A 22,019-nucleotide genomic window follows, 5' to 3' on the forward strand; every position below is an offset into this window, starting at 1 on the left:
ATCCCTGCGCTGCTGACAGATATTGTTTGTGAACCCGCCCTTACAGGTCTTTTTGATATCAACCTAGCCCCGATCGTGCTTGGCAATTACCCAAATAGCGTGAACAACGCCGGGAATAAATCCCAAAAATGTCAGAACCAGGTTGATCCAAAAATCACCTCCAATTCCGACGGTCAAAAATACGCCCAGCGGGGGAATAAAAATTGCAGCGACTATGCGGATTAAACTGCCCATGTGAGTTACTCCAAACGACTTTTCTCTTTCAATTTAACTTCACTGACCGACAGACCCTTTCCCGAAAAATTTAGGCGGTGCTGCGATCGTGTAAACTTCGGTTTCCTCGGCGATTACTTTTCGTAAGTGACCGGGAACTTGCATCAGTCCCAACAGTGTAATCCCGTCTAACATCCGCAACCCACCAATTGTTTTGTCGGCGAGCAATTTGTCGGTAACTTCAGGTTCTGGCCGCGTGTTTATTTCTTGGCTGGAAGCTACCGCAAAACCCCAAGGAGCTCCGTAGGTAGAAATAAAGCTGGTGCAGGATTGAACGTTGGGGAAAACCGATTTCAGGGTGTTGACAATGCGGGCGTGCATTTTCATTTCTGCTGGAGAAACGGGGCCCGCTTGCACTACGAAATACCCGTTAGGTGACAGTATTTTGCGGACTTTCTCAAAATACTCCTTGGTAAACAACTGGAAAGATGGGCCTTCTTCAATGGGATCGGATAAGTCGGAAATCACAATATCCCAATCGTTATCTGTGTTGTCTAAATAGTCCAAAGCGTCGCCGATTACTACTTCGGAACGGGGGTCGTCAAAGGCGTTTTGGTGCATTTCTGGTAGGTGTTCGCGGCAAGCTTCTACTACTTCGCCGTCAATATCTACCATCACTACTTTTTCAACACTTTTCCAGCGCAACACTTCTCTAATTGTAGCTCCTTCGCCACCGCCGAGAACTAGCACTTTTTTGGGCGAACCGTGAGCAATCATGGCTGGGTGCACGAGGGGTTCGTGGTACAGAAACTCGTCGCCTGTACAAGATTGCCATTTGCCGTCCAAAACTAAGCCTTTACCGTAGGTGCCGGTTTGAACTACGTACATTTCCTGGTAGGCAGTTTTTTTGTAAGCGAGCACGCCGATGATGCCGTGAACGTAAATATCCCAAGGGGTAATGTACTCGCTCATCCAAAAGTCTGCACGGACTTCGCTACCTGACATTCAATACTCTCCCAATGTGAACTGCTGTGTCGATTTTCTCGCAAGTATTAATTCCTACCATAAAATGGCGCTGGTGTGTAAGTGCGATCGACACATGGGAGTTATAGCCTTTCCATCTCCCATATGAGGTACTCATGGACATTGGGCAAACAGGGCATTTGGCAAACAGGGCATTTGGCAAACAGGGCATTTGGCATTGGGATACCTCAACTTGCATATCCACAATCTCACCGCGACGCACCTGACAAACTCTCTGCGGTGTAAATAATCATCCGTTTCACTCTTTCCCAACACTTCTTTTATCGCAAAACTCGATCGCAATGCTATTCATATCATTTATAACAAATCGTGCTACAAAACAATTGTTGGGCTTGCTCTACCCGATGGGTAAGGTGCGTCGCTATCAGATTTGCAATTCAATGCCAGTAATTTATCGCAAGCGACACATCCTACGAATACTTTTATCGCAAAACTTTATAAAACTGGTGTTAATACTTGTACCCACGCAGGTTGGCTACAAAGTTGTTGGTCACAGGTTATTTGTTGCAGGGCAATTATTCACTTTCAAGTCGCTGCTAGAAGTTGGCGATCGGTGTTTATATTGAATATATTGGTCAATATTGGCGATCGCACCACCTGAACTTAAGTGCTGACCAACAAGTATAATTTACTAATCAATAAGCAGGAGCTTACCTAAGTATATGCTGAAAAATCTTCTGATGTTTGACCTCAAGTTTTGGAAAAAAGTGAGCCGGAAACTAAAAAGCTTTATGCTTGGCATTGCGACAGTCACCCTGTGTACAGTGATATTAGCTAGTTGCACGAAAGCAGAAGCCCCTTTGCGAGTCGGTGCCAATGTTTGGCCTGGCTATGAAACTCTGTACTTGGCTCGCAGTTTAGGGTACTATGACAATACTCCTATTCGATTAGTAGATTACCCTTCAGGTACAGAAGAGGTACGAGCCTATCGAAATGGAGAAATTGAAGCAGCGGGCATATCCATCGACCAAGCTTTGGTATTGGCAGCAACCAATCCCGACGTAAAGATTGTAGTTGTAATGGATTTTTCTAACGGTGGGGATGTGATTCTCGGCAAACCAGAGATTCCAAATTTGCAAGGCTTAAAAAACCGACCAGTAGGCGTCGAATCTACTGCACTAGGAGCATTCATAATTACCCGTGCCTTAGAACAAAAAGGTATGTCACCTAAAGATATCAAAATTGTTTCTTTAGGAGTATCGGAACATGAACGAGCTTTTAAAGATGGAAAGGTAGATGCTGTTGTTACCTTTGGATATGCTCGGACAAAGCTGCTAGCAGTAGGCGCAAAACAACTGTTTGATAGTTCGCAAATCCCCGGTGAAATTGTCGATGTTCTGATAGTACGCGACGATGTAATTAACAAGCAGCCCAAGGCTTTGCAGGCTTTAGTTGACGGTCGGTTTCGCGCCCTAGATTACTTGACAAAAAATCCCCAGGATGCTGCTAGTCGCATAGCTCCCCGTACAGGAGTGACTCCAGAACAATTCTTAGAATCTTTAAAAGGGCTGAGCAGTCCAAGCCTCCAAGAAAATCAAAAGTTACTAGGGAAAACAGATCCGTCATTGCTGAATGGCGTCAAGCGATTGTCTCAAGTGATGCTAGAAAACAAGTTGCTGCCAAAAGCTGTAAATCCTGCTCCTTTGTTGGACGACAAATTGGTCAAAAAAGTGAAATATTGATCGATTATAATTCTAGTTAGTCGGGAACAAATATGAGTTTTAAGTGACTATTGATTTGCATATTTTGGGTTGAAATTAGCAACAACAATCTAGGAACTCAAATTTATATCATTTCTAACTATGAAACAATTCCCTTTTTCTCTACGTTTATCAATTCCTTTAATCCTGTTGACTTTCGGCAGTTTGCTGGGTTTATTTTCTTTTGAACGAGAGGTACATCAGTCGTATCGGCGGCAAGAAGAAAAAGGAATTAACGATTTAAAGTTTTCTGCAAATCAAATCTCAGGAATGCTGGAATATTTGTACCGCAGAGGAGATGTTGAGCAAGTGGAAATCGCAATTAGCAAGTTGGGTAGCGAGCGAAATATCCGCTTAGCGTTGCTTTGTGATGAAAATAACCGAGTAATTTTGGCAACCCGTTACGAATTGCGGAATCACCCGATCGCCGAAATCTCGTTACCTAACTATTTGCCAGAAGAATTTTTCAAAGTTCGGGAAAAGATGTCAGGAGAAGTCAAGCTTGCTCAAAATAAAGAGAGTACCTGGGCAATTTATCCGGTTTTGTTGGGGGCCCAGCCGGGAGAAGTTCGCCCTTCGAGAGTCGGCATTCTTTTGGTAGAGTATGATATTTTGTTATTCAAGCAGCAATCTTATGCAGATACTTTGCAGCGATCGGCCGAAACGAGTATTGGGTTAGCTGTATTTTGCATAATTGTCTGGTTGTTTTTTGATAAAACCTTGACAGGGCGGGCTGCGAGGCTGGTAGCAGCGAGCAATAGCTTCAGCCAAGGAAAATTGGACGCGCGCGCGCAACTGGGAGGATCTGATGAACTTGCTCAGATTGCGGCCGCTTTTAACCAAATGGGCGATCGCATTCAGTCTGATACGGAGGTGCTCCAAGACAGCGAGAAACGTTTCAGAAGCTTGGTTTCCAATCTCCCGGGTGCGGTTTATCGATGGGTATTCGATGCCGACTGGACGATCGAGTTTATCAGTGATGCGATCGCAGATATTTCGGGCTACTCCGCCACCGATTTTATTGACAATCGAGTGCGAAGTTTTAACAGTATCATCCATGCTGAAGATGCAGCAATGGTACAGAAGATTATCGATAAAAGAATCTTGAAAAAACGGGATTATATCATCGAGTACCGCATTATTAGAGCGGATAAGACTGTGAGATGGGTGTCAGACAAAGGTCAAGGCATATTTAATGAAAACGGCGATCTTCTCTGGCTTGACGGAGTAATCTTTGACATCACCAAGCGCAAGCACGCTGAGGCAGAAATGCGTCAAATTTTAGAACTTAAGGATAAACTTGCGGCTACTGCTACTGCTCAATCTAAACAACTCAAACAAACTCTGCAAGATTTACAGAAAACCCAGGCTCAACTAATTCAAACAGAAAAAATGTCTTCCCTCGGTCAAATGATCGCTGGTGTAGCCCACGAGATTAATAACCCTGTTAATTTCATTCACGCCAATCTTTCTCACGTTAGTACCTACAGTCACAACCTATTAAGTTTAATCGATTTGTACCAGCAGGAATATCCGAATCCTAAGGCGGAAATTGCAGATTTGATTGAAGATAGCGATCTGGAGTTTGTCGGCGAGGATCTGCCGAAAATATTGTCTTCAATGAAAGTGGGTACTAATCGCATTCGTGAAATTGTACTAAGTTTGCGAAATTTCTCTCGCTTGGATGAATCAGACCTCAAACCAGTGAATATTCATCAAGGACTTGATAGCACGCTTTTGATTTTACAGAGTGCTGTCAAAGCCAAACCCAATTTTAAGGAGATTGAGATTGTCAAAGATTATGGAGATTTGCCACTCATTGAATGTTATGCGGGGCAGCTAAATCAAGTATTTATGAATATTTTGAGTAATTCTATATATGCTTTGCACAATCCCGAAAATCACGATTCCCAAAAACATCAAGCTCACTCTCAAGGTCAGATTATAATTAGTACATTTATTTCAAAAAACAATTTGGTAAAAATCAGTATTAAGGATAATGGGCCGGGAATAGATGACGCAGTGAAAACAAAAATTTTTGACCCTTTCTTTACGACAAAACCAGTGGGTACAGGTACAGGTTTGGGGCTATCAATTAGCTATCAAATTGTGGTGGACAAACACGGCGGGAGGTTGGAGTGCATATCGACAGTGGGAGAAGGGACTGAATTTGCGATCGAGATTCCGATCGCGAAATCCCGCAGTTAATCTAAGCTGTAGCCTTTCTCAGAAAGATGAGGTACTAATGGGCATGGGGCATAGGGCATAGGGCATAGGGCATAGGGCATAGGGCATAAGAGGGTGCATCTGGCGCAAGGCAAATATATCCGTAGGGGCGAAGCATGACCTCCGTCAATATGGGATTATAACTAATAACTTATATGCGGTCATGCTTCTTCAGGCTTCAAAAACCAGATGCACCCGCATAAGACTAGCGGGCATACCTCACTTTTTTGAGAAAGGCTATATTTTTAGTTGACTAATTTACAGATATCGGCTAATGAAACGGCGCCGCGAGCAAAGTGTGTCAATTTGAGCTGCGAATGTATTATCACTCTGCTGTCTGACTATTAGGATCTATATCCCCTCTAACCCCCTTAAAAAAGGGGAGTAGGGGGTGGGACAGGAGTATTCTCAAAGTCCCCCTTCTTAAGGGGGATTTAGGGGGATCTAGACTAAGTTAGAAGCGAGATTTTTCAGGGATTTTAGTCTTAATAAGCTAAACTGAGGGATAATAAAAACTCCCTATGACCGCGGCTCCTCCTAGTTTGATGTGAAACCCTATGTCTACTGTCACTTTTGGTTTATTAACCCCCTCCGCGGCAGAGGCCGGGGCATCCTACGGTAGCAGCCAACCGCCGCAACGCCCCACCACATCGGCACAGTGGATCGAGGTGTTGGTGGACTCTCCTTTCAGGGGCGCGGGGGACTCGCCGGGGGAGGAAAACAAGTTATTTACCTATCGCTTACCTGCGGAATTGAACGTGCAGCCGGGGGATATTTTGAGTGTACCCTTTGGCAGCCAACAGGTAGGGGCGATCGCAATTCGGTTCGTTTCTCAACTGCCGGCAGACTTAGATCCGGGGCGGGTGAAAGATGTCGAAGATGTTGTCAGTACGGGCTTTTTTCCGCCTACTTACTGGCAATTGCTCGAACGAGTATCTGCTTATTATTGTACAACATTAATTCAAGTAATTAGAGCTTCGCTGCCACCCGGTTTGTTAAGCCGTTCAGTGCGCCGGATTAGGTTAATTAAAGATGCTGTTTCTCCAAATGCCGAAACATTTTTGAATCCCGCCGCCAGTCAAATTTTGCAATTGCTGCAAGCTCAAAAAAAGGGCGATTACACTTGGCAATACCTTCAGCGCCAAGTCAAGGGAAGTTATCGGGGATTGAAAGATTTATTGCAACGCGGTTGGGTAGAAAGTTATTTAGAACCGCCCAATCCTCCGAAACCACAACTCAAACCGGCAGTGATATTAATCCCCAGCGCCTTTGTCACGGATTTAACTAAGCGCCAACAAGAAGTATTGGAAGTTTTGCGGCGCGGCGGCGGTGAAATGTGGATGAATGATTTGCTGAGAATTTGCAGCGCGGGTGCTTCGGTTGTCAAAAATTTGGAACAGAAAGGTAGCGTTGTCATCGATCAAAGGGAAGTTCTCAGGGGCGATCGCGGAATTGCTCAATTACCCGATGCACCGAAAACTTTAACTCGTTTTCAAGCTGAAGCTTTAGGGTTTATTAACAGTTTTTCGGGATTCCGTCAAGTGCTGTTGCACGGCGTTACCGGTTCTGGTAAGACTGAAGTGTATTTGCAGGCGATCGCCCCAATCCTCGCCAGCGGCAAATCCGCCCTCGTGCTCGTCCCGGAAATCGGCTTGACACCGCAACTGACAGACAGATTCCGCGCCCGGTTTGGCGAGCAAATTTGCGTGTACCACAGCGGCCTATCCGACGGCGAACGTTACGATACATGGCGCCAGATGCTGACTGGAACGCCGCAAATTGTCATCGGCACGCGATCGGCCATTTTCGCACCATTACCGCACCTCGGCTTAATTATCCTCGACGAAGAACACGACAGCAGCTTCAAACAAGACCAACCAGCGCCCTGCTACCACGCCCGCACGGTTGCAAAATGGCGCGCCGAATTAGAAAATTGTCCGTTAATTTTAGGTTCCGCAACGCCAGCTTTAGAGACATTAGTAGGGACGCGCCGAGATTATAACTCGTTACCAACTATCCATTATTTATCATTACCAACTCGCATTTATTCCCGCCCAATGCCGCCCGTGGAAGTAGTCGATATGCGCCAAGAATTGCGGCAAGGGAACCGCTCGATTTTCAGCACTTCTTTGCAAAATGCCCTGGAACAATTGCAAGCAAGACAACAGCAAGGCATCCTATTTATTCACCGCCGAGGACACAGCACGTTTGTCTCTTGTCGGAGTTGCGGCTACGTGATGGAATGCCCGAATTGCGATGTTTCTCTATCTTATCACCAGGTCGGCGAAGGCACAGCAGAAATCCTGCGCTGTCACTACTGCAACCACACGGAAAGACATCCTCAAAATTGTCCAGAATGCAGTTCTCCTTACTTCAAAAACTTCGGTAGCGGCACTCAGCGAGTGGAACAGGAATTAACGAGATTGTTTCCAGAATTGCGGGCGATTCGGTTTGATAGCGATACTACTAGAAATAAGGGCGATCACCGCCGATTGTTAACTCAATTTGCGAATGGGGAAGCTGATATTTTACTTGGTACGCAAATGCTGACGAAGGGGTTAGATTTAGCTCAAGTTACATTGGTGGGAGTTGTGTCTGCTGATGGATTGCTGAATTTATCGGATTATCGCGCCAGCGAACGGGCTTTTCAAACTTTAACTCAAGTTGCGGGCCGTGCGGGTAGAGGCGACGATCCGGGGCGGGTAATTATTCAAACTTACACTCCCGAACATCGAGTGGTTCAAGCTGTGAGGCGGCACGAATATACAAGTTTTGTGGAGACGGAATTAGCAGAAAGGGCGGCGCTGAATTATCCACCTTCGGGGCGGTTGATTTTGTTGCGGTTGAGTAGTGTGGATGCGGCGGAGGTGGCGGTGACTGCGGTACAATTGGCGTCTGTTTGTCAACAGTATATCGATCGACTTTCGGTGACTGGCTGCGAGATGTTGGGGCCTGCACCGGCGGCGATTATGCGGGTGGCGAACCGCTATCGGTGGCAGATTTTGCTGAAGTTACCTGTGGATGAGTCACTGGATTTGTCGGATTTGGTCGGGTTGCGCGATTCCCTTCGGGATAGCTTCGCTTCACGCGCGCCGCGTTCTGTTAGTTTAACTATTGATGTCGATCCGTTGAATTTTGGTTGATTGGGGATGGAAAAGCGAGAGATGCAAAGATCAGACGGCGGTTGAAACCGCGTCTACACAAACAATGTCCGCCTCCGCGGACTCAAGAAAACAACATAAATTTTAACGGTAGCCTCTTCAACCCGCGGAGGCGGGTTTTGTCTGTATAGACGCGGTTTCAACCGCCCGGTCTTCTTCTCCCAAGCCTATCAGATTATGAATAATTTTCCCCCGCGCCCGATTAGTTGTGAAGCTGAGTTAATTGCTACCCAAAATCGGATTAATTCTATTTTGGATCGCCGAAAACTGACACAAGATGACCGAGATTACTTAAATGTGCTGGGTATTCTTGTCTATGATTACGAACAAAAATATGAGCCAATGCCTGTGCTGAAGGGGATTAAATTGCTTAAGGCTTTGATGGTTGAAGCTGAGCTTTCAGAAAAAGACTTGGTTGATATTTTTTCTACTGAGTCTCTGGTGGCTGAGGTTTTGAATGGTAACAGGGAACTGACGGTGAGTCAAATTCAGAAATTAGCTGAGTTATTTCATTTATCGCCTGGGGCATTTTTTGAGTAAAATTAATCGGATTCCCACTCTCTCTCGATTCTTTCTAAGTCTTTCGCGGCTCCCAATTGTTGAAAGATTTGATGGGCACTGTTGTAATGTTGTTGGGCAAGTTCTGGGTTGTTGCGCTGGCGTTCAAGTAGTGCTAAATCGTAGTTAGTTTCGCCAATATGCCAAGTCATTCCTAGTTCTTGCATTTTGGATAAAGCTTCTTTTAACAGCGGTTCTGCTGCATCTAGGTTGCCTCTACCGAGTTCATTTTCTCCAAGACAACCGATCGAAGTTGCCATACCAGAGCGATCGCCCAATTCTGTCCTTAATTCCAAAGATTGTCGATACAATCTCTCAGCTTCATCCCAATTGCCGCGATTTCGTTCGATATCTCCCAATAATCCCCAAGAATATGCCATCCCAGAGCGATCGCCCAATTCTGTCATCATTTCCAAAGATTGCCGATAAAGTCGCTCAGCTTCATCCCAATTGCCACGTTTTCGCTCGATATCTCCCAACCATCCCCAAGAATATGCCATCCCAGAGCGATCGCCATATTCGCTAGAAATCTCCAAAGCTTTTCGATAATAACCTTCAGCTTCAGTCAGATCCCACATCTGTTTTGCCACCCATCCTAACTGCTGGTAGGTGCTGGCTTGAGAGTAGATATCTCCGATTGCTTGTTCAATTGCTAAACATTGCTGATAAAAAACAGTTGCCTTTTCCCACTCTCGCAAATCCTGACAGACATTCCCCAAATAATACAAAGCATTAGCTTCACCGCGACGGTTTCCCAGCGTGCGGCTAATTTCCAGCGATGCTTGATAGGCACTCATTGCTGCCAAAAATTGTCCCTCTTGCCGATAAGACGCACCCAATTCATTGTAAACTTCAGCTTGCAACGATAAATTTTCACTTTCCTTTGTTAACTCCAAGGCTGATTCTAAATACTCCCTCGCTTTAACCAGATTTCCTTGACTGAGATAAGCAACTCCTAATTGATGTAAAATATTGCTGCAACCACTAGGATTTTTTTCTGTTCCAGAATGACTCGGCTTGTAGTCCATCAACAAAGACTCTAAAAGTTCAATGCGTTCTTGCTTTTCAGGCGTTTCTAATGTCCTAAAACTTCTTTGCGAATCGAGAGTCCTAGCAACGGCATCATCTCTAGTAGCTTGAGTAGTTTTAAACAGAAATACTCCCGATCTCCACGCCCAAAAATCCGCTGCAAACTTCGCCAAACGAGTAATCGCATAGTCCGGCAAAACAAACAGCATCGGATGGGGAACGCTTTTCTTATAAGCATCTCGCACCCAATTAAGGTCTTGTAAAACCGGAGGATATTCGCCAAATTTGCCGATCGACTTTTCCAATCCCCGCACAATTAAAACTAATTTTTTATTGGGTTCTCGCTGAATAGTAGGTAAAATTTTGATAATTTCATCTCGGAGGAAACGCAAATTCTCATCAAAATTCAAAACTTCAAATTGAGTTTCTTGAGAAATCGGATGATTTTGCAATCCCTCAATTAGAAAATCAGCTTCCGTATTAAAATTAACTTCTACAAACCCAATTGTAAACTTATCCGAAAAATCAACAAACGTCAACAGTTGAGTAAATACCTGCGGATTTCGCGATATAAATTGCCTAATTTCTAAATCTCTATTATTCTGGGTTGACATTAGATTCTCTCGCATCTCGAAGAGCTTTTTTGAATTCTTCACTTTGCTTGACTACCGGATTCGGATAGTTCCATCGATTTTTGCCGTTGTATTCCAAAACCGAAGTATTGAATAACATTAATTGACCGACATCATCTTTAGTAATATTTTTTGTCAAACAAACTTCAGCTAAAACTGGGTAGTGACTTTGCGGAATAAACCGCTCAAAATTAAATTGCTCTTGTTTAATTGCATAAATAACATCTTCAGCATTTATTTTATCATGCTCGTTAGTGCTGGCAGTTAAACAAGCCGTCTGCATCATCTGCATGAGTTGGCGAACGTGCCCACCGCTGGCTTTTGCCAATTCCAGCAATTGTTCGCGAGACTCAAAGATTTTATCAACTTCAACCCGGCGCTCGATTAAACTAGCAATAGTATCTAAGCCTGTTTGGTTGTAATTTAAGTCACAATCATCTCGATTAAACTCATAGATATTGACCATCGGGACAATGTGAGGATTGCCAAAATTATTATTGAGGTTTTTAGTAGAAGAAAGAACTGAAAGGGGTACTGTGTAAACGATAGTACAATCTAGTTGTTGAAGTTGAGCCGCATAATCAAAAAATAAATGATTCGCTACCTCTGGAGGAACGCGGTCTAAATTGTCAAATATAATCAGAAATCCTTTATATCTGGGAAACTTTTTCCGCAGTTTTTTGACAGCATCATTTAACAGTAAGTTGATATCTGCTTTTAAGCGAGAAATATCTTTTTCTAAAGTTTGGCGAATTGTTTTCTTCTGCTTATCAGAACCTTTGATTTGTGCCAGTAACTTTACTAACAACTTTGCTAAAAATGGAGCTTCTGGCCCCAAAGTTACTTCTCCTTCGACACTTACGGAACTTTCAACACTTCGTTCTGTTTCTTGGGTGACATCCTTAAACCAAGCCTCAAAATTCTCCATCAGCCGAGGATCTAATTTCAGCCCCAGCCGACGCATTTCAAACTCAACTTGCTTAATAGTGATCAAATAAAAATCTGTATAACCGACATCATTAATATCTGTCTCTTCGTTGACCTCCAGATAAATGACGCGATAATCTTTTTCCCACTCCTTTTGAATTAGCTTCAATTCGGTACTTTTGCCGCAGCCCCGATGTCCTGTAAACAGGATTGTGGTATACTTTCCGGCTTCTTGAAAATCTAAACGGGTATTCACACTTGCGATCGCTGTTGTTTTGCGAACGCCTGATAAGTTAACATAATAGCGATCGAGGTCATCGCCTTCTAAGGGTTCGACATTACAAAGTTGATAGGCTGTTTTGAGGGTAGTGGCGCGGTTTATAGGAAGAGTAGTCATAGGTGTTTAATTTAGTAGATGTATTGCAGGCAACCTGAACAATGTATCAAAATTATGTTATTTATCTAATTCGATTTTATCACAATAGGTTCGTAGTGAGGACTTTAGTCCGCAAGCAAAGAAAGGACTGAAGTCCTTACTACGAACCTATCGATCGCATCAATCAACTACGGCAAATCGGTTTCACCCATCAAATAAAGGTCGCACTCCCGGGCCACGCCGCGCCCTTCATTAATCGCCCAAACCACCAAACTCTGACCCCGGCGACAGTCCCCCGCCGCAAAAACTCCCGGAATGCTGGTTGTATACTTTTCGTGCTCGGCTTTCACATTGCTGCGGGCGTCGCGTTCCAATCCCAGGGCATCCAGCAACGGTTGTTCCGGGCCCAGGAAGCCCATCGCTAGCAACACAACCTGCGCCGGCAAGACTTTCTCGGTACCGGGGATTTGCTTGGGAATGAACTGCCCTTTCTCGTTTTTCGCCCACTCCACCTCAACAGTGTGTACGGCTTTGACATTGCCGTTTTCGTCGCCCTCGAACTTCGTGGCGGTGGTGAGATAGCCGCGCGGATCATCGCCGAATTTAGCTGCGGCTTCTTCTTGGCCGTAATCCAAGCGATAGACTTTCGGCCATTCCGGCCAGGGATTGTTGGCTGCCCGTTCCGAGGGCGGTTTGGGCAGGATTTCTAGCTGTACCAGGCTGTTGCAGCCGTGGCGGATGGAGGTGCCCACGCAGTCGGTGCCGGTGTCGCCACCGCCGATAATCACCACATCTTTGCCTTCGGCGGAGATGAAGTTATCGTTGGTGCTCTTGTCTAATACTGCTTTGGTGTTGGCTGTCAAAAAGTCCATCGCGAAGTGGATGCCTTTTAATTCCCGCCCTTCGATGCCTAAGTCGCGGGGTTTGGTGGCGCCGGTACAGATTACAACTGAGTCGTATTCTTTTAGCAGTTGTTCGGCTGGTAAGTCTTTCCCGACTTCGGTGTTGCAGACAAATGTTACGCCTTCGTCTTCGAGGACTTTGAGGCGGCGCATCACGACTTGTTCTTTGTCCAATTTCATGTTGGGGATGCCGTACATTAACAGGCCTCCCGGTCGATCGGCTCTTTCGTATACAGTTACCAAATGACCGGCTTTGTTCAATTGCGCCGCAGCCGACAAACCAGCGGGCCCGGAACCGATAACAGCGATTTTTTTGCCGGTGCGTTTAGCTGGTGGTTCGGCGGTAATCCAGCCTTCATCCCAGCCTTTATCGATAATCGACGCTTCGATATTTTTAATCGTGACAGGCGGGTTGTTGATGCCGAGCACGCAAGCGCCTTCGCAGGGTGCGGGACAGACTCTGCCGGTGAATTCGGGGAAGTTGTTGGTTTTGTGCAGTCTGTCTAGGGCATCTTTCCACAATCCCCGATATACTAAGTCGTTCCATTCGGGGATGAGGTTGTTAATCGGGCAGCCGCTTGCCATGCCGCTGATGATGCTGCCCGTGTGGCAAAATGGGATGCCGCAGTCCATGCAGCGCGCGCCTTGGCTGCGGAGTTTGTCTTCCTCCATCGGTAGGTGAAATTCGTCCCAGTTGTGGATTCGATCGACTGGTGAGAGTTCGGAGGGCAATTCGCGCAAGAATTCGATAAAGCCTGTTGGTTTTCCCATAGTGCTGTTTTTGTTAGAATTTACTATTCTGATAATTTGTCAAAGCTGAGGCCTGTAGGCTTCTGAAATAACTATTGTGATATAAATTGCGGGCGATCGCACCTCAGATAGATCAATTCGTACCTGAAATCTTCTATATTGCCCTAGCTACACATCATCTGGCCCAAAAACGCTGTTTGTTCTTTAGTCTGCTTGGCCTAGACGAGAGTTTGACTCTGACGTGGTTTCAAGCGTCGAGTTCGATTTTTTGGATATATGGCACTATTCTCAACAACAGGCGTTTTGCCTGTTCCACAAAGAATTAATTTGATTGTGGGCTGTCCCGCCCGCTTTTCAATAACTTATTGAGAATAGTGCCATATCTCAAATATTGCTGATACTCCCACATCTGGCAACTTTTCAGCGCAGTCCCATCGTGCTGCTCTCTAAATACTATAATACCAGTAGTTTTTATAATAAAAGTGGTTCTTAAGGAGGACTAAAGTCCTCAGGAAGAAGGACTAAAGTCCTGACTACGAACCTTTTTTGTGACGGGTGATTTACTAGAGATGGTATCAATGCTTTGTGCAATCAATTGGGGATAACAAAACTGCGCGAACTTACGGCGGCTGCAAAAATAAAAAAAATTACTCCCATCCCCAATAACCCAACAGCTAAACTGAAGAGAAATATCAACCCATCTGACGGTTCGTAGGTATTCTCATCAATTTGGCGGCGCACAATAAAGTATTGTTTAGTTGAGATTAACACGGTTGCTAAACCCACCAGAGAGAAGACTAAACCCAACTTCCAACCCGTGCCGTGACGGTGCTGTATGGGGATTTGCACGACGCGAAACCGCACGATCAGGACGCCAAAACCCATGAGGGCGATCGCACTTCGCATCCACGAGAGAAAGGTTCGTTCGTTTGCAGAGCGATCGATCGCCTTTGACAGATTTTCCTGCTTGAGTTTTTCCTCGTCTACTGTCATCGGCTTGAAGGAAATATCTGGGGCGATCGCACTTTTAGATATAGCGGATCTAGCGAAAGATGAGGTACGTTGTTGGGATGCGAGCCCTATACGTCTAAGCGGTTATACGATCTGCCAGTTATACCTCATCTTTTTGAGAAAGGCTATATATTTTTAGATATATTTAGGAAACACTCGGATTATTCGGGACTCATGAAACTAGCTGCGGTACCGGGAACTGAGAAGATAAAATAAATTACTCCCATGCCCAAAAGTACGATCGCCAAACTAAACAGCAGTACCCACCTGTCCGTAGGTTCGTAAGTATCGTAATCGATATCGTGACGCACAGCAAAGTAGTGCTGAGTGGAAATTAACACTGTCAGCAAACCCACCACAGAAAACAGCAAACCCAACTTCCAGCCATTACCCGGAGTCGGCAAAAGAGGCGGGTGGAAGGCTCGCAGGCGGACGATGACGACGCCAAAACCCATCAGGGCGATCGCTGTTCGCATCCACGCTAAATAAGTGCGCTCGTTTGCTAAATGATCGCGCACCCGCGAGGGATTGTGTCGCTTGGTTTTTTGCGTATCTGCTTTTGGCGATTTAAATGGTAACAGCATAGATCGAACTCTTAATTTTGGCTGGAAACCTGGAGGAATATTTATTTTTTTAGCTTCTTTTCTGGTTGTATCGGAATGATTTAACCACAGAGAACACAGAGGGCACAGAGAGGGAAGATAGAGATGAATACAGAACGATGGAATCGGATTTGATATCAGGGGGAACTTGTATGCGCTAAAGCAGAGATTTTATGTTATCATTTTAAGTCAGTTTATCTCAGCTTAAACCATAAAATTTTATTAAAATTATCATAAATATTTATTACCCAAAACTCGTACATTATCTGTCTTGATAGAAAGAAAATTACAAAGGTTTTATTGATATTTATCGAGACAGAAAGAGTGGCAGTAGCCGATAAGTAAGCTGTACTGAATTTAAATTGTATATTGCGATGACCATCAAAAATTCTCTCCTCCTTTCTTTACCCTCCGAGCGAAGCAGTTATAGTCCTCTCCCTCTCGAACAGCATACACAATCTAGATGCAGTACAGCTTATTTCCCCTCTACTAGCAACTCCTCAAAATCCGCGGCCGGCACGGGAGGGCTGAACAAATATCCTTGCATAGCATCGCACTCGTAGCGCCAGAGAAAATCTCTTTCTGCTTCTGTTTCAACTCCTTCGGCAACTACTTCAAGACAGAGACTGTGCGCCATTTCAATAATCGCTTTCACAATCGCTGCATTTGTGCAACCATCGGTAATGTTGCTGATAAAACAGCGGTCAATTTTTAAAACATCGAAGGGATATTGTGTCAGATAGCTTAAGGAAGAATAGCCTGTGCCGAAATCGTCAATAGATATAGAAACTCCTAAATCTTTCAATTGTTGCAAAGTAGCGATCGCACTTTCGGCATCCTTCACCATCATACTTTCGGTGAGTTCTAATTCCAAACTGCTCGGTGCTAAACCAATTTCTGCTAAAATTTCGGCAACTCTGCTGCTGAGATTCGCCTGGTTAAATTGGCGCGGCGACAGATTTACCGCTACTTGCTGCAAGGAAAAACCAGCGTTTTGCCAAAGTTGCATTTGCCTGCAAGCTGTTTGCAAAACCCACTCGCCTAATTGTACGATGAAACCAGTTGCTTCAGCATCTGGAATAAATTCGGCGGGCGAAATCAGCCCTTTTTCTGGATGCAGCCAGCGCACTAAGGCTTCGGCGCTCATAATTTGACCCGTCTGAACATCGATCTGCGGCTGATAGTAAACTTGGAATTCTTCTCGATCGAGGGCGCCGCACAGATTTGTTTTTATCTGCTCTAATTTATCTGCGGCTTCTTGCAGCAATTCGTTGCTTTCCGATCGCAAATTACTCTGCTGTTTGGCCAAAGCTGCTTGTTTTTTCAAGCGGCTCGATACGGCGCCCACAAGTTCAGCTTTAGTAAAAGGCTTAGTCAGGTAATCATCAGCTCCCAATTCCATGCCTTGGCGCATTTCAGAGCGCTCGGCTTTACCAGTCAGAAACACAAAAGGTACTGTAGCAGTAACAGGATGCGATCGCAATGCCGCCAGCACCCCATAGCCGTCAAGTTGCGGCATCATTACATCGCAAAGAATCACGTCAGGAAGATTTGACACCGCCGCATTTAAGCCGATCGCTCCATTTTCTGCACCCGTCACGTCGAAACCTTCAGCTTTGAGGAGTTTGAGAATATTCTCGCGAATTACTCTATCGTCCTCAATCACTAGAATCTTGTTCATATGTCATTCCCTGAAAGCGATATAATTGACCCTGTAGTTGAACCCGATCGGTGTGAGAATAGCTGAGAACGCACAGCTCGATCGACTTCACAGCGGAATATTTTCCGACAAAAATAGCAGACGCCCCTGAAAAACCCTCATTTTCCAAGGACAACTTGATTAATGTTTCTCTGCTTACTTAGCGCCGTCCGTATTATTACGAGGTTAGTTAATAAATCTCTAAACTTAATTTTAGGCGATCGACAGTTAGCAGCACCCTGAATAACTGCTAAACTGATTGTGCCACTAGAGCGATCGTCTGCAAACAATCTCAACCTATTTATAACAGTTGCCAAAAACAATGCAACTGCCCGCAAGTTTAAAACCCTTGCGGAGTAAGTCTTTCCTCATTGTTTAGTGTAAAACCTCAAATCAAACATCAAAAATGGTATTACCAAGTGGATTTCCTGAGCCCGCAAATATTGGCGTCATAGAAGTTAAGCAATATCCTCAGTACCGCGCTGTCACCTACACCCACGCGGGCGATTTGCGACAAGCGACAGGAATCGCATTCAATTCCTTATTTCAACACATCAGCAACAACCAAATTGCGATGACAACGCCAGTAGAAGCGCGCTACACTGCAACTTCCGAGCAAATCGATGCAATTCCTGTTGCAGAAGTTTCATTCCTGTATCCCGCACCAAATATCGCCCCCAGCAGCGTTAACCCTGCTGTGGAAGTCACGGATACTTCACCGATGACAGTTGTCAGTATCGGCGTGCGCGGCGCCTACACTTGGGAAAGCTACGAAAATAACCTCTCCCAACTCAAAGATTGGCTTCAACAACATCCCGAATACGAAATAGCCGGGCCGCCGCGCCGCTTTTTTTACAATTCGCCCATGACGCCGGAATCCACTAAAATCAGTGAAGTACAAATTCCTATCGAACGTTCTAATAAATAAAGTCAGCAGTCAGCAGTCGGTAGTTATTTGTTATTTGTTATTTGTTATTTGTAAGGGGATACCAATCACAAATGAGTAGCAACCAATTACCAATTACCAGTTACCGATGCCCCATGCCCCATGCCCCATGCCCCATGCCCATCCTGTCAACTGCCGCTGATGTGAACCACGAGTTCGCGAATGTGGCCCCGCTGGCGGTGTTCCCAGAGGTAAATTCCCTGCCAAGTTCCTAACAATAATCTACCGCGTGCGATCGGGATTTGTTCGGAAGTATGAGTCAGTACAGTGCGAATGTGCGCCGGCATATCGTCTGGGCCTTCGGCATCGTGAATGTAACTTGCGCCCTCCGGTACCAGTTTCGCCAAAAAATTAGCCAAATCCGTCAGTACATCCGGATCAGCATTTTCTTGAATCACCAAGCTAGCAGAAGTGTGGCGCAAAAACAAGCTACAAAGTCCTGTTTTAATACCTGAATTTGCTACCACATCTTCTATCTTAAGACTGATATTGTACAGAGACTTGCCTGTAGTTTTAATTTTGAGTATTTCTTGGTGATGAAGCATTCGATTTTAGATTTTAGATTTTAGATTTTAGATTTTTTGCATCAATCTTTAATTGATATGTCAACCGCAGATGTCAGGCAGATTAACACAGATAAACGCAGATAATTTCAAGATAGCAAAGCTTGGGAATGCAATTGTTCGTCTATTGTTGGTGTAGACGAGATTTCAATCGCCGTCATCCTAATCCTCATCTTTAAAATAGTCTACAACAGCTTGGGCGATCGCCTCCGTACCGTGCTTATCCAACTTATCCGACAAACGGGGCGGGTGCAGCGGCTTGTGCAAAAACCCCCAATCCCCCTCAAAAAACTCCGCCGCAGTCACAACTTGGTGTTCCGCATACTTTTCCAGCCACTCCAACAAGACAGCAGCTTCGGCAAAACCATCTCTCATGATAGAAACAACAGGTATTTCCAAGCGCAAAGCTTCCGAAAAAGTGCTGTATCCCGGTTTAGAAACCATGCGGCCGCAGACAGGCATCATATCGACCGGGCGCGGTAAAATTGGGAAAGATTGTGCAAACTGCTGATGTTTGACTCTAATCAAATTCGGCAAATCGGGAGCTCCCGCATCAAAAGTGATAAATTGCCAATCGCTAAATTGCTGTAAATTGTGATAAGGAATTGCCTCTAAACCCAGTCCGCCAAAAGTCAGCAACACAGTTTTTTCCGTCGGTGATTCAATTCCAAATACTTCCCGAATTTGCTCATTGCTGTAACGAGGATTGCCGCCAGTCAAGCCGACATCTTCAATATTAGGAAAAGCTGGCATCGGTTCGTGTAAAGGAAGACGAAAAAGCCGATCGCACTTTCCGAAGCATTCACCAATCCAATCCGCCATTTCGTCAAATTCTCCGCCCCAATCTCGATAGATAAAGTCCCACCCAAAATTGCTCATCATCCAGCAAGGAACCCCAGCCGCTGCGGCCATTCGCGTTGCTAAAGGAGGAATATCTGCCAGCACCAAACCCACGCGATTTTGCTTAAGAAAATTCACTTCGCCTGCAATTAGTGAATTTTGCTTTTCCCGAATTTCCCGCAATTTTTCGAGAGTCGCCTCTTGATCCATATGCAAACTATCAGCCTGCACAACTCCGACATCAAAAGCGCGGGGACGGAGGATGAAATCACCAGTAATATAACATTCTAGCAGCCAACGAGGTGCAGTTGTGGTGATAATTAGTAAGATATCTGGGTTTAATTCTTGGATTTTTGCAGCTACGGAGGAAACTCGGACGGCATGGCCGAATCCATGATTGGTGATGGCAATATATAATGTTGGTCGAGACATTGGTAATGGGTAATGGGTAATGGGGAATGGGGAATGGGGAATGGGGAATGGGGAATGGGGAATGGGGAATGGGGAATGGGGCATTGGCCCGCGCAGGGCATCGGGCATCGATCCGAAGAGAATTTGTAGCAACTAACTAATGACTAATAACGTTCGCGAGCGGGGACGCTCGCACTATGACTAATAACTAATAACTAATAACTAATGACTACTGCCAACTGCCAACTGCCAACTGCCAACTGCCAACTGACTACTGACTCATTACTCGATCGATAATTTCGCGTGCCATGTCTTGTAAGGATACCACTCGATCGGCAAAACCAGAATTAACCACACTTCCCGGCATCCCCCAGACAACGCTGCTAGCCTCATCTTGAACGATAATCTTACCCCCAGCCTCCCGGATATTCTGACAGCCCAGCAGCCCATCCTGCCCCATTCCCGTCAGCACCACACCCAAAACTCCAGCACCGTAAATCTTAGCAGTCGATCGAAACAGCACATCAACCGCAGGGCGGCAAGAATTTTCTCGCGCCTCTTGATGCGTGCGAATACGCACCCCAAAACCCTGTTTTTCCAAAACCAGATGGTAATCACCGGGCGCTATCCAAGCAACTCCTGGCTCAACAATACTTCCCGTCACAGCCTCCTCCACTCTAATTTTGCACTTTTCGGTCAGGCGATCGGCTAAACGCTTCGTAAACACCGGCGGCATATGCTGCACAATCACAATTGGTACAGGAAAATTAGCCGGCAAATCCTGCAAAATAGTTTCCAAAGCATTTGGCCCACCCGTCGAAACCCCAATCGCTACAATTTCGATTTTAGATTTAAAATTGACCGCTGAATTCGACGAAATCAAACCCGATTTAACTGGCAATGGTGTGGGATTATTGTGAGTCTTAGGTACTTGAATATTCCCCACTTTTGGCATCTTGCCACCATTGCAAAAAACCTTAATTTTCGGAATCAATTGCTCGCGGATGTGTTCTAGCGCCGCTTCCTTGCTCTTCATATTATGAGGCTTAGTCACGTAATCCGTAGCACCCAGCGCCAGAGCATTTAAAGTAGCAACAGCGCCCAACTCTGTGAGCGCGCTAAACATAATTACAGGAATATTTTTGTCAAGTTTTCGGATTGCCACTAGCGTCTCCAAACCATCCATTTCCGGCATTTCCACATCCAGCACAATCAAATCTGGATTCACCTGAGAAATCTTGGCTAAAGCAATTCTACCATTGGGTGCAGTCCCCACAACCTCCAGTGCTGCATCGCCGTCGAGTACGTTACTTAACAATCGGCGCACCACTACCGAATCATCAACAATTAAAACCTTGATCTGGGACATTTTCTATTAAACTCGAAATAACAGATCGAGCAGTAAGCGAGCTTGAAAAAACAGAATTAAATCGCCTTCTACGCCAAGATCGATAATTTTAAAATGAGACATAAATAGTAGAATTGTTGAGCGCATATTAAAATTCATAGCGCTAAATATTTCCTCCGCCGAACCTTCTATATAGTGGGGAACTACATAACCGAGATTGTATTTTAAGGTATTACTAAAAGTGCCGACAATACCGCTAATAGCTAAATTGCCAATTTCCCCCAAGATGTCAGCCTTATCTTGCTTGAATTCCTCGCTGGTTACATCGCCGCCGCCGTTGAGAGCTAAAACAAGAGCATCAGCAGCTTCGCAGGAAAACAACATCTGAGCCGAACCTGATAAATTGCCGTTAAAATCAAGCTGCGCTACAGCTATTAGGTTTTTTCCCAAGGTTTCAATTAGGTTTTTTTGCAAAAATATCGGGGACAGCGCTTGAGATGAAGGCATTTCACATTCTACCTCACACGCAATCATTTCGCTCATCTGAGAAACTGCTGTGCCGATGGCTTTGTTGACAACATCCTGTAATTTTGTGTGTTTTCCGGTTTCGAGCTTGGCTAGGTTGAAATTCCGCAGTTGACTGTGAGAATTAATTGGATCGGCGTTATTTGGATAAGCCGCAGTTGCCACGGTGTGCCGCAATTCTAATTCATTGTTAGTTTTTTTGAGAGTTGCGAATATTCCTGCCAGCGACAAATACTGAATCATATTCCTTGCTAAGTCGTCGCTGAGAATTATCGTGGGTATTTGTAATAATTGCAAGAATTGGATAATTGCTAAATAATTGTGTTCTATGGCTGCAAAATTTAGGATGACAGCTTTGGGATGGTGGCACTCAGCAATATCTAAACAATTGTATAAATCTGTAGTTGTGGCAAATACATATTCGTCTGCTTTTAACGTTTCGCGCAATGTCTGATTTTCTGAATCCGAAAAGCCTCCAATCAGAATTAATGAAATTGGTTTTGAGTAGGTTTTCATTTTAGGGAATTGAGAATTGGGAATTGGGAATTGGGAATTG

Annotated in this window: 17 protein-coding genes; 5 read left to right on the top strand and 12 right to left on the bottom strand. The window is 45.0% G+C overall.

Features of this window, described 5'->3' with window-relative positions; all coding sequences use genetic code 11:
* Window positions 1-63: 63 nt before the first annotated feature.
* Together JGK07_RS06985 and JGK07_RS06990 are read right to left on the bottom strand one after the other, a co-directional pair.
* The gene (locus JGK07_RS06985; protein ID WP_293205156.1) at window positions 64-234 is read right to left on the bottom strand and encodes a YqaE/Pmp3 family membrane protein; all 171 of its coding nucleotides are present in this window, start codon (window positions 232-234) and stop codon (window positions 64-66) included.
* A gap of 39 nt (window positions 235-273) precedes the next feature.
* On the bottom strand, window positions 274-1,218 hold the full coding sequence (locus JGK07_RS06990) for a fused MFS/spermidine synthase (protein WP_293176650.1): 945 nt from the start codon (window positions 1,216-1,218) through the stop codon (window positions 274-276).
* A 701-nt stretch (window positions 1,219-1,919) separates the two neighbouring features.
* Between JGK07_RS06990 and JGK07_RS06995 the strand changes: the two genes are divergently transcribed.
* The 4 genes from JGK07_RS06995 to JGK07_RS07010 all read left to right on the top strand — a co-directional run bounded on the left by JGK07_RS06995 (window position 1,920) and on the right by JGK07_RS07010 (window position 8,884).
* Window positions 1,920-2,939, top strand: coding sequence for an ABC transporter substrate-binding protein (locus JGK07_RS06995; protein ID WP_293189179.1), 1,020 nt, complete (start codon window positions 1,920-1,922; stop codon window positions 2,937-2,939).
* Between the two features lie 120 nt (window positions 2,940-3,059).
* Window positions 3,060-5,165 (top strand): ATP-binding protein, encoded by a 2,106-nt coding sequence (locus JGK07_RS07000; RefSeq protein ID WP_293176646.1) that lies wholly within the window; start codon window positions 3,060-3,062, stop codon window positions 5,163-5,165.
* Window positions 5,166-5,740: 575 nt separating this feature from the next.
* Entirely contained in the window at window positions 5,741-8,326 is a 2,586-nt protein-coding gene (priA, locus tag JGK07_RS07005; RefSeq protein WP_293242036.1) for a primosomal protein N', read from the top strand.
* A gap of 195 nt (window positions 8,327-8,521) precedes the next feature.
* Entirely contained in the window at window positions 8,522-8,884 is a 363-nt protein-coding gene (locus JGK07_RS07010; protein ID WP_293225145.1) for a transcriptional regulator, read from the top strand.
* Between the two features lie 2 nt (window positions 8,885-8,886).
* Here JGK07_RS07010 and JGK07_RS07015 read toward each other — a convergent pair whose 3' ends face one another.
* From JGK07_RS07015 to JGK07_RS07040, 6 genes are all read right to left on the bottom strand, one after another.
* Entirely contained in the window at window positions 8,887-10,545 is a 1,659-nt protein-coding gene (locus JGK07_RS07015) for a tetratricopeptide repeat protein (protein ID WP_293225147.1), read from the bottom strand.
* On the bottom strand, window positions 10,529-11,887 hold the full coding sequence (locus JGK07_RS07020; RefSeq protein WP_293225149.1) for a P-loop NTPase fold protein: 1,359 nt from the start codon (window positions 11,885-11,887) through the stop codon (window positions 10,529-10,531). The genes JGK07_RS07015 and JGK07_RS07020 overlap by 17 nt, the downstream gene beginning before the upstream one ends.
* A 167-nt stretch (window positions 11,888-12,054) precedes the next feature.
* On the bottom strand, window positions 12,055-13,539 hold the full coding sequence (gene gltD / locus JGK07_RS07025; RefSeq protein ID WP_293225151.1) for a glutamate synthase small subunit: 1,485 nt from the start codon (window positions 13,537-13,539) through the stop codon (window positions 12,055-12,057).
* A gap of 570 nt (window positions 13,540-14,109) precedes the next feature.
* Window positions 14,110-14,511 (bottom strand): DUF202 domain-containing protein, encoded by a 402-nt coding sequence (locus tag JGK07_RS07030; RefSeq protein ID WP_293176632.1) that lies wholly within the window; start codon window positions 14,509-14,511, stop codon window positions 14,110-14,112.
* Between the two features lie 179 nt (window positions 14,512-14,690).
* Window positions 14,691-15,113, bottom strand: coding sequence for a DUF202 domain-containing protein (locus tag JGK07_RS07035; protein WP_293176630.1), 423 nt, complete (start codon window positions 15,111-15,113; stop codon window positions 14,691-14,693).
* A 493-nt stretch (window positions 15,114-15,606) separates the two neighbouring features.
* Window positions 15,607-16,812, bottom strand: coding sequence for an EAL domain-containing response regulator (locus JGK07_RS07040; RefSeq protein WP_293176628.1), 1,206 nt, complete (start codon window positions 16,810-16,812; stop codon window positions 15,607-15,609).
* Window positions 16,813-17,236: 424 nt separating this feature from the next.
* Here JGK07_RS07040 and JGK07_RS07045 point away from each other — a divergent pair, with 424 nt between their 5' ends.
* The gene (locus tag JGK07_RS07045; protein WP_293242033.1) at window positions 17,237-17,758 is read left to right on the top strand and encodes a heme-binding protein; all 522 of its coding nucleotides are present in this window, start codon (window positions 17,237-17,239) and stop codon (window positions 17,756-17,758) included.
* A gap of 146 nt (window positions 17,759-17,904) precedes the next feature.
* On the opposite strand, the gene JGK07_RS07050 is transcribed toward JGK07_RS07045, so the two are convergent.
* From JGK07_RS07050 to JGK07_RS07065, 4 genes are all read right to left on the bottom strand, one after another.
* The gene (locus JGK07_RS07050; RefSeq protein ID WP_293197760.1) at window positions 17,905-18,321 is read right to left on the bottom strand and encodes a secondary thiamine-phosphate synthase enzyme YjbQ; all 417 of its coding nucleotides are present in this window, start codon (window positions 18,319-18,321) and stop codon (window positions 17,905-17,907) included.
* Window positions 18,322-18,501: 180 nt separating this feature from the next.
* Window positions 18,502-19,611: a glycosyl transferase gene (locus JGK07_RS07055; RefSeq protein WP_293242030.1), complete on the bottom strand. Its 1,110-nt coding sequence runs from the start codon at window positions 19,609-19,611 to the stop codon at window positions 18,502-18,504.
* Window positions 19,612-19,861: 250 nt separating this feature from the next.
* Window positions 19,862-20,959 (bottom strand): chemotaxis response regulator protein-glutamate methylesterase, encoded by a 1,098-nt coding sequence (locus JGK07_RS07060; protein ID WP_293197766.1) that lies wholly within the window; start codon window positions 20,957-20,959, stop codon window positions 19,862-19,864.
* Window positions 20,960-20,965: 6 nt separating this feature from the next.
* Window positions 20,966-21,979: a hypothetical protein gene (locus JGK07_RS07065; protein WP_293197769.1), complete on the bottom strand. Its 1,014-nt coding sequence runs from the start codon at window positions 21,977-21,979 to the stop codon at window positions 20,966-20,968.
* Window positions 21,980-22,019: the final 40 nt, after the last annotated feature.

Origin of the sequence: Microcoleus sp. PH2017_24_DOB_U_A, from assembly GCF_020738205.1 — a bacterium.
Lineage (GTDB): Bacteria > Cyanobacteriota > Cyanobacteriia > Cyanobacteriales > Microcoleaceae > Microcoleus.

Bases quoted from the DNA above. Each gene is read 5' to 3' on its own strand.
- JGK07_RS06985 (WP_293205156.1), bottom strand. From the start codon at position 234: ATGGGCAGTTTAATCCGCATAGTCGCTGCAATTTTTATTCCCCCGCTG.
- JGK07_RS06990 (WP_293176650.1), bottom strand. From the start codon at position 1,218: ATGTCAGGTAGCGAAGTCCGTGCAGACTTTTGGATGAGCGAGTACATT.
- JGK07_RS06995 (WP_293189179.1), top strand. From the start codon at position 1,920: ATGCTGAAAAATCTTCTGATGTTTGACCTCAAGTTTTGGAAAAAAGTG.
- JGK07_RS07000 (WP_293176646.1), top strand. From the start codon at position 3,060: ATGAAACAATTCCCTTTTTCTCTACGTTTATCAATTCCTTTAATCCTG.
- priA (WP_293242036.1), top strand. From the start codon at position 5,741: ATGTCTACTGTCACTTTTGGTTTATTAACCCCCTCCGCGGCAGAGGCC.
- JGK07_RS07010 (WP_293225145.1), top strand. From the start codon at position 8,522: ATGAATAATTTTCCCCCGCGCCCGATTAGTTGTGAAGCTGAGTTAATT.
- JGK07_RS07015 (WP_293225147.1), bottom strand. From the start codon at position 10,545: ATGTCAACCCAGAATAATAGAGATTTAGAAATTAGGCAATTTATATCG.
- JGK07_RS07020 (WP_293225149.1), bottom strand. From the start codon at position 11,887: ATGACTACTCTTCCTATAAACCGCGCCACTACCCTCAAAACAGCCTAT.
- gltD (WP_293225151.1), bottom strand. From the start codon at position 13,539: ATGGGAAAACCAACAGGCTTTATCGAATTCTTGCGCGAATTGCCCTCC.
- JGK07_RS07030 (WP_293176632.1), bottom strand. From the start codon at position 14,511: ATGACAGTAGACGAGGAAAAACTCAAGCAGGAAAATCTGTCAAAGGCG.
- JGK07_RS07035 (WP_293176630.1), bottom strand. From the start codon at position 15,113: ATGCTGTTACCATTTAAATCGCCAAAAGCAGATACGCAAAAAACCAAG.
- JGK07_RS07040 (WP_293176628.1), bottom strand. From the start codon at position 16,812: ATGAACAAGATTCTAGTGATTGAGGACGATAGAGTAATTCGCGAGAAT.
- JGK07_RS07045 (WP_293242033.1), top strand. From the start codon at position 17,237: ATGGTATTACCAAGTGGATTTCCTGAGCCCGCAAATATTGGCGTCATA.
- JGK07_RS07050 (WP_293197760.1), bottom strand. From the start codon at position 18,321: ATGCTTCATCACCAAGAAATACTCAAAATTAAAACTACAGGCAAGTCT.
- JGK07_RS07055 (WP_293242030.1), bottom strand. From the start codon at position 19,611: ATGTCTCGACCAACATTATATATTGCCATCACCAATCATGGATTCGGC.
- JGK07_RS07060 (WP_293197766.1), bottom strand. From the start codon at position 20,959: ATGTCCCAGATCAAGGTTTTAATTGTTGATGATTCGGTAGTGGTGCGC.
- JGK07_RS07065 (WP_293197769.1), bottom strand. From the start codon at position 21,979: ATGAAAACCTACTCAAAACCAATTTCATTAATTCTGATTGGAGGCTTT.